Below are 14,596 nucleotides of genomic sequence, written 5' to 3'. Positions count from 1 at the left end.
GGTTTCGGTCGTTGTCAGCTGGTGGACGCGGTTTGTCCTCCAGGTGAGAACTGCCGGAACCAACTTGGGTGGAGGGGACCTGGTCCGCTAGCCGCCCACCAACCCAGCCCTAGAAGGGATTCGTCCCGGCCGGAGGCCGGGGTGCTCTCCCGCCCGCCCGGGGCGGGAGAGCCTCGGGGCTACACACCCGTCAGTCGTCGTAGCTGCCCAGTTCCAGCACCGGTCCTTTGTCCTCGACCAAGGGCTCGGACGCCTTCGCTGCCGCGAGTCGGCCCCGGCCGGTGCCGATGCTCGAGTCGTCGGCGTGCCAGCGGGCGAGTTCCTCGTCCCGGGCTGCTTCCTCGTCTGCGTGGCGTTCTTCGGCTTCGCGGCGGTGCTGAATCTCGAGCAGCGCCCGCTGCGCACGACGGACCGCTTCGGCCGTCTCGTCCGCGGTGGGCACCCGCGGCGAGTCCGACTCCGCGACCGGTGCCTCGCCGGCGGCGACCTCGCGGATGTCGGCCGGTGCCTGCCGCTCCTGCGCCTCCCGCTCCTCAACCGCCTTCTGGTCCGCCTCGGGGCCGGTCGACTCGGCGCGCGGCTGCTGCGCCCTGGTGTTGTCGTCGGCAACGATCTCCCCAGCTACCGCCGCCTTGCTGGATAGCTGGTCGTTGACCAGTTCCGTCTCCGCACCATCGACCCGGGGCCGGGCCTCGATCGTGTCGGCGTCGCGCTGCTGGGCGACGTCGGCCAGCTCATGCTCGGCGGTGACCTCGCGGTGTTCGTCCCCGGCGGCTTCGCTGGCATCGATGTGCAGCCACTCCTCAGGGGTTGGCCCGTCGTCGCTGTTGTCGATGCCGCGCTCCTTCAGCTCCGCCTCGGCGCGCTCGCCGGCGGCGCGGGTTGCGGCGGTGTGGGCGAGCCAGACGGCGCGGGCGTCGTCGGCGATCTGCAGCTCGGCGGCGCGGGCGTCGAGTGCCGCGGCCAGCGCGGTGGCCTGCTCGGCTTCAGTGCACAGCTGCTCGCGCGTCGGTTCGTTGTCGCTGGCATCGGCTTCCGCGGTGCGCAAGGCGGCGATGCGCCGTTCGCGTTCGGCGCTCTGCCGGGTGCCGGCCAGTTCCTCGCCGACGTAGGGCGGTGCCCACGCCTTCTCGCGTTCGTACGCGCGGACCCGGACGCGCAGCTGGCCGTTCGACATCTCCGCCTCGGCGCGGTCGGCCTCGGGTCGACCGAGCGCGCGCCAGGCGGTCCGCCACGACGCGTACTGCTCGACCTGGCCGGGTTTCGGTGCCTTTCCGAGCGCGTCGTCGCTGACTTCGTGGCCCATGACCTCACGGTGTGCGGCGACCTGGCCCGCGCGCCGAATCCAGTCGTCGCGCCCGCGACCGGACTCGACAGGCGGTCGGTCGAAGGCCTCGACCGCCCACTGCGGCAGCTCTGCCGCGACCCGCTCGCCCAGCTCGGCGGCGCGAGTGTCGGCCTCACTGGCGAGTTTGATCAGGTACGCCGACCACTTCGGGTCATCGACCTGCGGGAGCCGGGTGGCATAGGTGTCGCCGACCGGGTCCAGGTTGCCGCCGCGTTTGATGCGCTCTTGGATGACGTTGCTGATCTGGCGGGCGTCGTCCAGCGAGCGCCGCTGGATCGCCTCGGTCAGCGCCTGGCGCGGGTCGCGTCCGGCCAACTCGACCCGCCGCAGCAGGTTCGCGAGGGTTCCGGCGCCGTCCTCGACCGCGAGGGCGGTGCGCTGGTCATCGGTGAGCACTCCGGCGTCGGCGAGTTCGTCCAGCCACGCGGCGGTGCGCCCGGCGGTGGCCAGTGCGATGCCGTCGGCCAGCAGTTCGGCGGGGGTACGCAGCCGGTCGGCTTCGGCGGCCGACTCGGCAGCGGCCTGCAACGCCGACAGCTGCGGGTCGTCCAGCTCGAACGCGCCACGCAGCACCGACAGCGGCGTCCGCTTCGCCGCGCCGGTGGTCTCGCCGACCTCCGCCGCCTTTGACACTGATTGAGTCACGACGTGCGCGGTATTCGTAGCGCGGCCGCGGGTCATCGCGACGTACAGCGCATGCACCGACGTGTTCGGGGTGGCGACCAGGTGACTGGAGTCCACTGTCAGGCCCTGGCAGGAGTGGACGGTGGCGGCGTAGCCGAGCGCGACCCAGTCCCGCACATAGGTCGCCGGCAGCACCATCGTCTCGCCCGGCACGGGCCGGCGGGTGCCTCGGATCAGCGGGGCGACCCGGAGGCCACCGTCGTCTAGTACCTCGGTCACGAGGAACTCGTCGCGGTTGAACGCGGCCCGTTTGTTGCCGCGGTAGCCGTTGAGGTGCCAGGCGTTGAGCCGGGTCTGGATCAGGTCACCGGCACCGACCCGGTTGCCCGTCGAGGCCAGCCAGGCCGTGCGTTCGTCGTCCACCTGGCCGTACTCGACCAGCCGGGCGCGCAGCTGCGCCGACAGGTCGGCGGCATGGGCGTTGGTGTCCACGATCAGCAGCGCGTGCCGACCGTTGAGGTGGTCGGCCAGCCACGCGTCGGCCGCGGAACGCTGCGCGGCTTCGAGGTGGCCGCCGTCGAGGATGCGGCCCTGCCGGTGGTACTCCTCCAGCACCGACTCGTCGGCGTTGCGCAGCCGGAGCGACGCCAGGCCTTCCCACTCCTGGCTGAAGCGTCGGGTTTCGGTCAGCTCGTGGGTGAGGGCGCCTGCAGTGACCAGTTCCATGCCGCCGCCGGCGCCGACCGCGGCCAGCTGGCGATGGTCTCCGACCAGCAGCAGCTTCGCCCCCGCGGCGTCGCAGTGGGCGTGGATGTCGGCCAGGTCGCTGGTGTTGGCCATTGCCGACTCGTCCACCACGACCAGATCACCCTCGCGCACCGTCCACGCCTGCTCCTCGGTCGAGGCTGAGCCGTCGGCGATGCGGTGCTGGGTCATCAGCCAGCGGGTGATGTTCTGCGCGGTGACGCCGTCGGCGGTCAGTACTTCGGTGGCGACCTGGGACGCGGCCAGCCCGACCATCCGGTGCTGCTCGCCGTCCCACAGGTCCGGGTCTTCCCACGCCTTGGCCAACGCGCCGACGACGCGGGACTTGCCGGTGCCGGCGGGGCCGATCAGGGTCTCGACTTTCGCGCCGGAGGCGAGGATGCCGCGAACGGCGGCAGCCTGGTCGTCGCCGAGCTGGAGTCCATCGGCGGCGAGCCGTTTCACGATCGTCTCGACATCGCTCGGAGCCATCGCGGCTGCTCCGCGGGCGTAGCCCGCCTTGGCGAGCTGCCGCTCTGCCTTCACGTGATCCGGCGTCACGTACCGGGTGGAGCCGGGAGCCGAGTACGCCGACGACCCGTCACCGCGTCGCAGCTCGTCAGGCAGCGCGGCGACCTCAGCCTCGCTGTGGCCGGGACGGTCGGCATCGACGCGCTGGGCGAGCTTCACACCGCGCTCGGTGAGCCGGTCGAGCAACCGCTCGATCTTCGCCGGTTTCATGTTGCCGAGGTTGTCGGGCAGCGCGTTGCTGATCGCCCGGGTCAGGTCAGCCGAGCGCCAGGTCGCGTGCTTGGACTGCACCTCGGCCAGTGCCGTCTCGAGCACCTTGGCCTCGTTGACCCGGCCGGGAAGCCACTGGCGCTGCTGCAACGCCAGCACGTCACGGGCCACCTTCCCGAGTCCCCCGCGGACCTCGGCTCGCAATTGCCGGTCCCAACGCTCCAACCGCTGCTCGACGGTCTCACCGGTGTGGGACTTGGCCTTACGGGTCGCCAGCGACGCCCGCTGCTGGATGTAGGCCAGCTCCAGGTTGTTCGGCTCGCGGCCCATCCTGGTCTCGAACACGCGCACGAGTGTCGCGGTCTTCTTCGTGATCGCCTTGCGGCGGGAGCTGAACAGGTCCATCACAGCCCGGTCGATCCCGGCGATCTCGCGCGACTTGCCGTCCGGCCGGGTCACGAACTGCACCCCGAGCGCCTTCACAAGGTGCTGCTCCATCACCCGCTCCCCCACGGCGGCCGCGGCGGGCTGGACCCTGTGCAGGGCCTTGGAGTCGACCGTGCGCCACTTGCCGTCGGATCCCTGCACGCGGTTGAGGATCGCGTTGTGGATGTGCAGCTGCGGGTCGTGCTCGCGGGAGTCGTGCTGGAAGAACGACGCGACCGTCCAACCGTGGGCGTCGGCCCACCGACCGGCGGCGCCACCGAAGTGGCCGACCCGGGTATAGCCGGCCTTGTCCTGCAGATAGTTCAGCGCGGCGTGGTTCCCGGCCCGGATCGCGTCCTCGACCGCCTGGCGGTGCTGGCCCCACTGCACCGCTTCCCTCTCCGCAGCCCGCACCGCCTCGGCGTAGCGGTGCACCGCGGCCAGGTCACCGGTGCGGTGCGCCTCCGCGAGCGCACCGCGGCCCGCCTCGGCCGCACCGAGCGCCTGCACCTCCTGTGCCTCGAACGCGGTGTGCAGCACGGTCACCGACTTCTGCGCGCTGAACGTCGCGTCGTGGAACGAGACGCTCTTGCGAACCGCCTTGCCAGCCAGTGCACGCAGTTCAGCGCGGCGCTCCGGTGACGCACCGGGCTCCTTGGCCAATGCAGAGGCGTACTCCTGCTCCTCGGTCTTGTACACCCGCCCGGTGTGCCCGAGCGTCTCGGCCTCGTCCCACCGCGCCGGGTCGCGAAAGGCCTCGTCGCGGGGGTCGATGAACCGCTCGTACAGCGCGGTCATATCCTGCGCATCGACCTCCCCGGCCAGCCCGAGCGCTTCGGCTCCCTTGCCGAACCAGCGACCGGGCGGCTCCCCGGCCGCCACAGCCCCGGTGTAGTAGTTCTCCCTGCCGGCCGCGACAGCGCCGGTCAGATAGTCGGCGCGGTGGCCGCTGCGGATGCTCATCACCGCCATGCCGCACCCCCCGCAGCGACCGGCGCGACAGCTCCGACGGCCGCCTCCGGCGGCAAGCCGATACGACGACGCGAATCGGAGTCGAGGCTCCACTTGATCGTGATGCCTGGGTGTGATCTGAGTTCTTTGGTCCTGTGGCTGTGTGTTGGGGTCTGCTGGGTTGTCGTGTGCTGGGTGATTTGGTGGGTTCGGTTCGGGTGCTGGTGGCTGACTGCTGCTGGGGTGTTGTTGGGGCTGTTCATCGGCTGCTGCTCGTTTCGAGTTCGCGGTCGGTGCTGGTCTGGTCGTCGGTGTCGCTGGGGTTGTTGGTGGGGGTTTCGGGGTGCTGGTCGTCGCCGGATGCGGGCCGAGCGGCATCCGGGTCGAGCCACCCGGCCAGGTCGGCGAGGCGGCGGGCCTTGGGGAACCCGCAGTTGAGGACGCGCATGATTTCGCGCTGCGGCAGCGGCGCACCGCCGTGGTCGGTGTCGGAGACCCGCCGCAGTTCGGTCAGGTCGTCATCGTCGGAGCGCCGCGCCCGCGGCTTCGACGGTGTGGGCTTGGCTGGTGCGGCGGTGTCTACGTCGGTGGTGTCGGTGCGGTGCGGTGCGTGCACCGGTGCGGACGCACCGACACGGTCTGTCTGCTGCACCGGTGCGGGCAGATCGGTGCGGGTGGTGTCGTGCACCGGTGCAGGCGACCCGACGCGGAGTGCGCCGAGCAGGTAGGCGACCAGCCAGAACGGTGCAGTGGTCGTCGGTGCAGTCGCGCGGCCATCCGGACCGGTCGCCTCGGCCGGCGCGGTGGGGGCGGTCAGTCCAAGCGCGGCGGAGTCGACCAGTGCGAGGAGTTCGCCCGGGCTCAGGCGGCCGGCGGCCGGCAGGAGGGCGGCCAGGTCGCTGGCGGACAGGAGTCCGTCGCGGATCGTTTGAAGGCACGCGCTGCGGGCTGCCTTGGCGGCGTCCAGCGGCCAGACCAGCACGACCGCCAGACCTGCGGCCAAGACGAGTCCCACTCCGCCGGCCGCGGCCATCGGCCACATCACGTCGCCGATGGTCGGCAGGCGGTCGAGGAAGTTGCGCGGGGCAACAGTGAGGATGCTCATCGCTGACCTCCAGCGGTGTCGGAGACGGCGGTCAGGCCGCCGCGGCGACCTGCCTTGATCTGCTCGAGGGTCGGCGCGGGGCCGTTGTCGTCGCGGCCGGTGGCCCACCAGGTCACGAACGGGTCGGCGTCGGCCGCGAGCGGCACCGTCACCGCGGGCTGCCCTGCGCCGTCGCGATGGGCGAGCACGTCACAACTCGGCGCGTACTCGCCGATGCGGCGCGTCACGCCGGGGCGTTGCCGGTCGTGCCAGTCACCGACGAGCTTGTTCGACGCCTCGGGGCCTTCGTAGGCGCCGGCCCAGGCGTCCATCAGCCACAGCAGTTCCTCGACGATCTCGGGGTGCCACAGCCAGCACGGCGGCAACGCCTCGCGGGCGGTGGCGTAGCGCAGATAGGTCGTCTGCATCCACGGCAGCAGCTCGCTCAGAACAGTCTCGGCCGCGGCCTGGTCCTCCGGCAGCCGCAGCCACGACCGCACCGGCTCAGCCGAGCTCGGCTCCGCCTTGCCCTTGCCGGGCTTGGCAGCGATACGGCTGAGCAGGTCCTCGAACGACGCAACGGTGTTGCCGAGCGAGGCGACGGTGTCGCCGAGCCGCGTTACGGCGGCCTTGCTGGCGGTCTGCTGCAGGCCCGTCTTCATCGCGGCCACATCCCTGGTCAGAGACTCGACCGAGCGGGCCAGCCCGGCCACCGCCGCGAGCGCAGCGGTGCCGGGGTCCTTCTCATCGTCGTACTGCATCAGTCGTCCTCCTCCTCTTCCTCGCGGTGGGCGGCGAGCCAGGCGTCAATGGCCGCGGGGTCGATCGCGACCCACCCGGCCGGCCGGCCGTGCTCGTCGAAGGCCGGTACGGCGGGGAGGTCCCGCGTGTCGGCGTAGTGGGCACACGCCCAGCGGGCGCGCAGGTCGTTGCCTCCGGCTCCGATCGGTGCCGTCATGCCACTCCCCTCTCGTCGCGCCACTGGGCCTGGCTGGCGCTGATGTCGGCCTGCTCGGCGGTGAGCCGGGCGGCGCGGTCGTCGTCGTGCCAGCGCGCGAGCTCCTCGTCGCGCTCCGCCTCGCCACCGCCGTGAGGCTCGGCGCGGTCGGTGTGATCGAACCGGGCGGCGGACTGCGCGAGGGCCTCGGCGGCGCGGGCAGCCACCGCCGAGCCCTCGTGGCGCTCGAGCCGACCGGCCCCGTGCTCGTCCGCCGCGTTGTCGGCCCGGTCTTGCGCCTCGTCGTCGGCGTCGGGGGCTTCTTCCTGCCAGCGCTGGACGGTGCGCCATCCGGCGGTGCCGCTCGCGGTGGGCGTGGCTCCGGCGGTGTGGCAGTCACCGCACAGCTGGTCGCTGGTGCGTACGTAGTGATCGACCGGGCCGCACTGGGCGCAGACCTTCCGTGCGGCCAGCGCCTTGTTCACCGCGGCAAGCTGCTTGTCGCTCGGCGTCCGCTTCGCCCTCGCCTTGTCGTCCACGTACAGCCACGCGAACCGACGGTCGCGTTTCCACGTCAGCCGGGCGAACGGCTCCTGGCCACCACGGCACAGGCCACGCTCACGCAACTGCCGCCGCGTGGACAGCCCCGACGGCGCCTGCCCGAACGTGAACTCGGGCAGGCCGTCGCGGACCCGGCCCGGCCAGCGCCGGCCGTCCCACAACAGCACCCACTCCACCCCGCGCCCCGTCACGACGCCACCTCGACGAGGAACCACACGGGCTTGCCGGTAGTCCTGGCGTACTCGATCTCGCGTCGGGTCGAGTCGCCGACATAGCCGCCGGGATTGACCACGTAGACCCACCAGGCCAGGTCGATCTTGGCCAGGTGCAACCGGTCCAACTTGGCCTTGTCCGCGTCGGTGATCTCGTCGCCATCGTGGGCGAACACACCCGGCGCGAGGACGATGTGTCCGGCCAGGGTCAGCTCCCGGTTCACCTCGGCCATCTCGGCCCGGAACCGAGTCGAACCGCAGATCGTGACCACGGACAGGCGACCGGCCGTGACGGTCGTTGCCGTCGGCCACGTCATCGCCGGCCTCCGTCCAGCTCGTTCACCGACGTAGGCTGCTCGGTGCCGCGGGCGGCCAGCGCCGCGCGGGCCCGCCGGGTCGCGCTGGCCAGCCGGAGCCGGGCGATCAGCTCCCGGGCCGGGTCGTTGACCTCAAGCCACGCCAAGGCGGCCGCCAGACCATCCATCACCCGGCCTACGGCGGGTCGGGTGACCCGCCGACGGGCCGCCGCGGCCCGGTCGGCCAGCGCCAGAATCTCGTCGCGCAGCCAGGCAGCGTCGGCGAGCAGCCGGGCACCGGCCCGGCTCTCAAGGGCCGACAACTGACGGCTGGCCCACTGCACGGCGCGGTGGTTGTGGAACCGCTCCAGCCGCAGGTCCCGGCGCTTCCACGCCATCTTGACCCGCCCGATCGCGGGCGGCATCCCGCGGGTGATGATCAGCGCCTGCCCGGCGCGCAGCTGCGCGACCTGGCCCGGGGTGAGGACCGCGACCCGGCGGTCGCTGACCGACACCCCGCCGGTGGTGCGGTCGCGGGTCGCGACCTGCTCGAGGCGTTCGCCGCACAGCGTGGACCAAAACTGCAGGTCGTCGTCGTCGCTGGTGCCGGCCAGCAGCACCTTTGTGGTCACGTTGGTCATCAGCGCGCCGGTCGCGGCCTCGCCGAACCGGTCGCGCAGCTGTGCCCTGGACTGGGCCGAGATGTGCAGCGTGATCCCGCGGGACCCGAAGTCGCCGGTCCACTTGTCCAGCGGGATCAGGCAGATCAGCGCGGCCTCGTCCAGCACCATCGTCAGCTGCGGGTCCAGCCGCCGCCCCGGCGTACGGACCGCGAGCGCCTTGGCGTGGCGGGCGATGTGCGCGGTCAACGCGGTCACCAGCGGCGCGGTCTTGCGGTCGTCCGCGCCCAGCAGGTACACGGTGCCGGTCTCGGCCAGCAGCCGCTCCACATCGAACGGCACCCCACCCGGTGCCGCCGCGGCGGCGGCCGCCGGCACCGACAGCCAGCTCAGCGCGGGCATGATCGTCGTGCTGATGCTGGAGCGGGTCCGTTCGTTGTTGGTGAAGAACTGCGTGGCCTGCTGCTCGAACCCGGTCGCGTTCGCGGCCCGCAGCTCGTACAGCACGTCACCCTTCGCGCGGTCGTCAGGGTGCGCGATCCACCGCTGCACGTCGGCCATCGAGTAGCCGCCCAGCGCGGCGGCGTGCATCACCGCGGTCAGGGCCTGCTTAGCGAGGTCCACCCAGTGCGCGGCGTCGTCGGACTTGCCACCGACCCCGTCGAGCAGGTCCGCCGCCCGGTCCATCACCACCGCCGCATCGGTGCACCCGGTCAGCGGGTCGAACGTGATCGTGGAACCATCCGTCGTGAGCCCGTCAGGGTCGAACACCCACACCGGCCCCCGCTTGGCGCGCAGGGTGCGGGTCACGTCGAGAATGTCGGTCTTGGTCGAGGTCGCGATCACCGCGCCCGGGGCGTCCAGCAGATGCCCCATCAGCAGGCCGGTCTTACCGGCCCGCGGCCCGGCGAACGTCGCGGTGTGGTCCTCGGCCGACGACCGCAGCCGCGACCAGCCGACCGTCGCGACCGTCGTACCCAGATCGGTCAACGGCACGAAGCGCCGCCTCCACGCCGGCAGCTGCGCCAGGGCCGGGCGGATGACCTTCGCCTTCTTCCGCAGCATCCCGCCCGACGACACCCGGTGCACGTCCCAACCCGAGGCCAACCCATCGGTCACCCGTCCGGCCCGGCCGAGCCGCCGCAGCAGGCCACGCGAGCTGGACCGCGACCGCAGCGTGAACCCGGCCGTCCCGGCCGCCAACACACCGGCCGCCAGCAGCACCAACCACCACCGCGACGACGCCTCCACCTCGGCCGGCAGCGCGCGCAGCAAGAACCCGGCGTAGCCGAGCCACAGCGAGACCGCCAGACCGCCACCGACCGGGCGGTTCACCGCGACCAGGCCGAGCGTCACCAGCAGCAACACCCCGGCAGCGATCACCCACCCCGCCGCACCACCCGGCGCGCCGGCGCGCAGCCCGACCGCACCGGCCAGCAACACCCACAACGGGGCCGCGATCACCGCGCCGTGCATCAACCGCCAAAACAACAGACCGGCCGTCACCACCCCGACCGCGCCGACCGCCCCGGCCCAGTACCCCACCTCGGTCAGCCCCGGGGTCTGGTCGGCCGCGATCGCGGCGACACCGGCGGCCAGCAGCGCGACCATCGCGAGGGTGAACCGCGGAACCATCGCGCCTTCCCTGGTCGTCGGCCGCCGGTTCATCGGGAACCACCGCCCAGCAGCAGGCCGGCCACCGTCAACGCCGCGCCGACCACGACCGCCAGGAACGACACCCGCAGCCACTGGTGCTTCGTCCACGCGATGTCGGCCAGCCGCTTGGCCTGGTGGGTGACCGCCGCCAGCGGGTCGGCGACCTTGTCGGCGGAGTACGTCGAGGAGAGGTGGCGGTCCAGCAGCTGGTCGATCGAGCGGCGGCGCACCGCGCCGAAGTACAGGAACTCCCCCGGCACCAGCGCATCGGCCGGGCGGTGCAGCCGCGGAACCGCCACCAGCAACGCCGAACCCAACGCCACCGCCAACGCGACCAGCGCCAACCCGAACAACGCGCGCGCACCGATCGGGGCGGTCTGCGACTGCGACACCAACGTCAACACCGCCGCCGACAGAGCGGTCTCCGCCGCCGCCGCGAAACCAGCCTTCGTGTCGGCACGGTCAACCGCCAGCGCCGCCGAGTCGTGCATCCGCCACGCCAAATCAAGCTCCGCGCGCCCACTCATCGCGACTCACCCGCCGCGACATCCTCCACAGGCTGGACAAGGCCCCTGTACGACGACCACGCCTCGTAGGCCGCCATGTGCTCAGGGGTGATCGCCAGAGAGTACGTCCGCACCGGCCCGAAAAGCCTCTCGGCCTCGTAGTGGCCGCCGCCGGCCCTGAACTCCGGCTCGACGCCAAGCGCCGCAGCCACGTCAGCAACCAGAGACCGCTCAGCGTCCCAGCCGTCGTACCGCGTCGGCACACACGCGGTCACCGCCGGCACGGGCACCTCGGGGTGATCGGCCACGAACGCCGCCAGCTCGAACAACCCCCGGACCAGCTCCGCACGCTCCCGCGACACCTCCAACATCCCAAACCGCGGCACCCACTCCGTGCCCTTCTCACCTGCGTCAGTCATGCTGTAGACCTCTCGAACTCGTTGCTGAGTGATGGGAGAACCGGCCCTGTTCTGGTTGGCGCCTGTGCGGGGCCGGTCTTAACGTTTTGGCCTTGCGATGGCGGGTGGCGTCTCATCCCGCTACCTGCGAGGGCCGCCACTCAGCCGCATCGACGACTCCCCCGCTGGCGATAGCCGCCGTGGCCATGTCGTCCAGCGCCTGACTCGGAATGAACAACCTGCGACCGACCCGGACCGCCGGGAACGAGTTCGCCTGAATCACCCGATAGAGGGTCATCTCGGACAGCCCGAGCACCTCGGCTGCTGCAGCCACACTCAGGAACTTCCGTGCGACCTCACTGGGCCTTGTGTCTTCTCTCACTACCGCTCTCCTTATCAAAGGTTATCTAGGTTGACCTAGGTTAACCTAGGCCGCTTGCCTGTACAAGACTTCGCCGTGCGAGCTGATCTAGTTATCTAGGTCGACTACCCTTGGAACATGAAGGTGGACACCAACGACCCTCGCCCGGCGTACATGCAGGTCGCCGATGGTCTGCGCGCCTCAATCCAGTCCGGCACACTGGCGGCCGGCACAAAGCTGCCCTCGGGCCGCGACCTCTCCAGGGAGTGGGGGGTAGCCCTGATGACTCTCCAGAAGGCCATCGACCAACTTCGCGACGAAGGTCTTGTGTACTCCCAGCAGGGCCGCGGCGTCTTCGTAGCTGCCGGGGACGGCGATGTCCCTACCGACAACCTCGCAGCATTGCGTGAGACGGTCGAGAATCTCGGGCGCAGACTCGCTGCGGTCGAGAAACGCCTGGATACAAGCGATGGGGCCTCGACGTGAGAGTGGTCCACTCGGCTCCCGTTTGCTCCTGCGTTCATAGGAACTAGTGAATACTCACGTTGCCTTGAGCAACATGCCACCACGATGCATCGACAGTGCCACCGCAGTGCACCGACCCTGCGCTGACCTTGCGGAAGGACACCCGCGATGGACGTAGTGGACATCTGGACAGGTCGGCGCGCGTCGGCGCTCCGAGCATCACTGCGGATGAGCAACGAGGCATTCGCCAACCGGCTCGGCGCGGGCGTCCGCACCGGGGCGAACTGGGAGGCGAAACCGGACGTGGTGCTATCCCCGGCAATGCAAGAGATCCTCGACACTGCCCTGGCCGACGCCGGGGACGCAGTCCAGCGCCGCTTCGGGCTGCTGTTAGCGGCAGCGGAGGACGGAGCAGCCGACGTCCTGCGGCCCGCCACCGCTACAGTTACGACCGACTCTCGGCCATTGCCCGTAGCGGCGGTCGAGGCAAGCCAAGCCGCGTGGCGCGAGGTGCGGCAGTACCTCATCGAGAGCGGCATCGGACTTGCCGCACGGACCGCCGATTTGTACGACAAGCAATTGCGGGTAGGAGAGGTGCCGGCACTTACGCCTCAGGCTTGGCTGCCGGATGCGCCGGTGGCGCTCGACAACCTCACCCTCCGATGGACGGCAAATCCTCCTGTACCGCGGGTCACTGGCGAGCAGGCGGAAGCTCGGCCAACCCTTCCGCTGCGCGCTCCGGGCCACGCATTCCAGCGATACACCGCCGCCATCCGCTACCTCAGGCCACCGGCCCTGTTCGAGAACAGGCACAGTTACCGCCTCACCGACCTCAACTGGGGCGAGGGCGCCGGCGAGCTGACGTTCGGGCTGGCGACGTTCTTCGACAAGCTCGACGTCTCCGAGCCGATCGCGCACGAATCGGCCCAGGCCGAGATGGCCGGAGACCTCAGCTGGCCGCGGCTCCCGTTCCGCGCCCTCGTCGCCGACCCCTTTGATCTGTCGGCGCGGATCGTCAACCCCGGCATCTCGACCCTCACCATCCGCCGCAATACCTCAGACGGATCAGGAACCTTCTTCCTGCTACGCCGCGATCCAACGCAGGTCACCAACGGCCGACACTACAGTCTGCTGCCAGCGGGCGAGTTTCAGCCCGCCAGCATCGCCACCGAGAGCATCCAGACCGACCTAAACATCTGGCGCAACATGGTCCGCGAGTACAGCGAAGAGATGCTCGGACACCCCGAACACGACGGCAGCACCGGCACACCGGTCGACTACGACGTATGGCCGTTCTACCGCGACATGACCGAGGCCAAGAACACCGGCAGGCTCCAGGCCTACGCGCTCGGCGTCATCCTCGACGCACTCAGCCTCAACGCATCCGTCGCCACCGTCACCGTCATCGACGCCAGCACCTTCGACCACCTCTTCCGCGACCTGGTCGCCACCAACCCCGAAGGCGAGGTCGTACTCTCCCTCGACAACAACAAGTCAATCCGCGGCCTGCCCTTCGACCAGGAGACCGTCACCCGCCTCATCACAGCGGAGCCACTGGGCCAAACCAGCGCCGCCTGCCTGAGCCTGGCGTGGCGGCATCGCCACAGCATTATTGGTCCGGCATCTACATAATCCTTTGGCGTCGCGAACGCAGAAGGAGCATGCGGCCGGGCAGCGAGCGTCGGCAACTCCCAAAACCCGCTACGTCGTCCCCGCCGAAAGCAAATGCATGAACCGATACACGTGACACGTGGACAGGGCAGATGTCACGACGTCGCGGTCACTTCATCCGCTGATGGCGCACCGTCGAGCTGGGACGATGCCGGTCGCGGCGATCGTCTGCTTACTGCCATTGCAGTGCACAGTGTTCTCCTTGCCGGTTGCCGGCTGTCGCCTTCGAAAGGCTGCGAATCAAATGGCCGATTGAGAGCTAATCTGGCTCTTCACAATCGAGGGTGTAGTTGCGGCCTGAAGCCGCCGGTCTCGAGCAGGGATCTGGCGATGTAGTTGGTGAGGTTGCGGAACCCGAGTGCGGAGCCGCGGAGGTGTTCGAGTCGGCCGTTGATGGCCTCGGTCGGCCCGTTGGATGTGCCGGGCCGGTCGAAGTAGGCCAGCACGTCAGCGGCGCGCTTCTTCAGGGTCCGGCCGAGTGTGATGACTTCGACGAGCGCGGCGGGCACGCTGTGGCTGACCGAGTCGATGAGCTGCTGCATCAGCTTCCTGCCTTGGGTGCGGTCGGGTTCGCGGTATGCGGCGATCATCTGCTGGTAGATCCCCCAGGTCGCTTCGATCTCGACGTGCTCGTCGGTCGCGAACAGGTCGGTGAGTCGCCGCGTCTGCTTGTCGGTGAGGAGATCGGCGCCGGTGTGCAGCGTCCGGCGCGCCGAGTAGAGCGGGTCGTCCTTGCGGCCGCGGTGGCCGTGGATGGCTTGCTGGACGCGGCGGCGGCACAGGTCCAGCGCATCGCCGGCCAGCCGGACGACGTGGAAGGGATCCATGACCGCGATCGCGTCGGGCAACTCTTCGGCAGCCGCGGTCTTGAAGCCGGTGAAGCCGTCCATCGCAACGACCTCCACGGCGTCGCGCCAGGCCTCGTCGCGGTCGGCGAGCCAGTACTTGAACGCTTGCTTGGAGCGGCCCTCGACCATGTCGAGCAGCCGGGCGGG

13 protein-coding genes are annotated in these 14,596 nt (G+C 70.4%); 2 read left to right on the top strand and 11 right to left on the bottom strand.

All coding sequences use genetic code 11. The annotated features are described in order from the left end of the window. Positions 1-190: 190 nt before the first annotated feature. The 10 genes from mobF to EV648_RS41530 form a co-directional block, all read right to left on the bottom strand. Complete coding sequence (gene mobF, locus EV648_RS41575; protein ID WP_199235147.1) at positions 191-4,846, bottom strand: MobF family relaxase; 4,656 nt, start codon at positions 4,844-4,846, stop codon at positions 191-193. A 247-nt stretch (positions 4,847-5,093) separates the two neighbouring features. After that, complete coding sequence (locus tag EV648_RS41570) at positions 5,094-5,939, bottom strand: hypothetical protein (RefSeq protein WP_132301865.1); 846 nt, start codon at positions 5,937-5,939, stop codon at positions 5,094-5,096. Next, the gene (locus tag EV648_RS41565) at positions 5,936-6,679 is read right to left on the bottom strand and encodes a hypothetical protein (RefSeq protein WP_132301863.1); all 744 of its coding nucleotides are present in this window, start codon (positions 6,677-6,679) and stop codon (positions 5,936-5,938) included. Before EV648_RS41565 ends, EV648_RS41570 begins: the two co-directional genes overlap by 4 nt. Then, positions 6,679-6,876, bottom strand: coding sequence for a hypothetical protein (locus EV648_RS41560; RefSeq protein ID WP_132301861.1), 198 nt, complete (start codon positions 6,874-6,876; stop codon positions 6,679-6,681). Before EV648_RS41560 ends, EV648_RS41565 begins: the two co-directional genes overlap by 1 nt. Then, positions 6,873-7,607 (bottom strand): RRQRL motif-containing zinc-binding protein, encoded by a 735-nt coding sequence (locus EV648_RS41555; protein WP_132301859.1) that lies wholly within the window; start codon positions 7,605-7,607, stop codon positions 6,873-6,875. Before EV648_RS41555 ends, EV648_RS41560 begins: the two co-directional genes overlap by 4 nt. Continuing rightward, positions 7,604-7,945 (bottom strand): hypothetical protein, encoded by a 342-nt coding sequence (locus EV648_RS41550; protein WP_132301857.1) that lies wholly within the window; start codon positions 7,943-7,945, stop codon positions 7,604-7,606. Before EV648_RS41550 ends, EV648_RS41555 begins: the two co-directional genes overlap by 4 nt. Next, complete coding sequence (locus EV648_RS41545) at positions 7,942-10,212, bottom strand: type IV secretory system conjugative DNA transfer family protein (protein WP_132301856.1); 2,271 nt, start codon at positions 10,210-10,212, stop codon at positions 7,942-7,944. Before EV648_RS41545 ends, EV648_RS41550 begins: the two co-directional genes overlap by 4 nt. Continuing rightward, on the bottom strand, positions 10,209-10,727 hold the full coding sequence (locus tag EV648_RS41540; protein WP_132301855.1) for a Pycsar system effector family protein: 519 nt from the start codon (positions 10,725-10,727) through the stop codon (positions 10,209-10,211). The genes EV648_RS41545 and EV648_RS41540 overlap by 4 nt, the downstream gene beginning before the upstream one ends. Beyond that, entirely contained in the window at positions 10,724-11,125 is a 402-nt protein-coding gene (locus EV648_RS41535) for a hypothetical protein (protein WP_132301854.1), read from the bottom strand. The genes EV648_RS41540 and EV648_RS41535 overlap by 4 nt, the downstream gene beginning before the upstream one ends. A 112-nt stretch (positions 11,126-11,237) precedes the next feature. Continuing rightward, on the bottom strand, positions 11,238-11,486 hold the full coding sequence (locus tag EV648_RS41530; protein ID WP_132301852.1) for a helix-turn-helix domain-containing protein: 249 nt from the start codon (positions 11,484-11,486) through the stop codon (positions 11,238-11,240). Between the two features lie 117 nt (positions 11,487-11,603). On the opposite strand from EV648_RS41530, the gene EV648_RS41525 reads away from it, so the two are divergent. Continuing rightward, positions 11,604-11,951 carry a GntR family transcriptional regulator gene (locus EV648_RS41525; RefSeq protein ID WP_132301850.1) on the top strand — a complete coding sequence of 116 codons (348 nt, stop codon included), beginning with the start codon at positions 11,604-11,606 and terminating at the stop codon, positions 11,949-11,951. A 147-nt stretch (positions 11,952-12,098) separates the two neighbouring features. After that, a complete protein-coding gene (locus EV648_RS41520) occupies positions 12,099-13,562 on the top strand; it encodes an XRE family transcriptional regulator (RefSeq protein WP_132301848.1) in 1,464 nt (487 codons plus the stop codon). 311 nt (positions 13,563-13,873) lie between these two features. On the opposite strand, the gene EV648_RS41515 is transcribed toward EV648_RS41520, so the two are convergent. After that, on the bottom strand, positions 13,874-14,596 hold a 723-nt coding region (locus EV648_RS41515), incomplete at its 5' end, for an ISL3 family transposase (protein ID WP_132301846.1).

Origin of the sequence: Kribbella sp. VKM Ac-2568 (assembly GCF_004345365.1) — a bacterium.
Classification (GTDB): Bacteria; Actinomycetota; Actinomycetes; order Propionibacteriales; family Kribbellaceae; genus Kribbella; species Kribbella orskensis.
The sequence above is the reverse complement of the archived record's forward strand: the minus strand, read 5'-3'. Positions and strand labels throughout refer to the sequence as shown.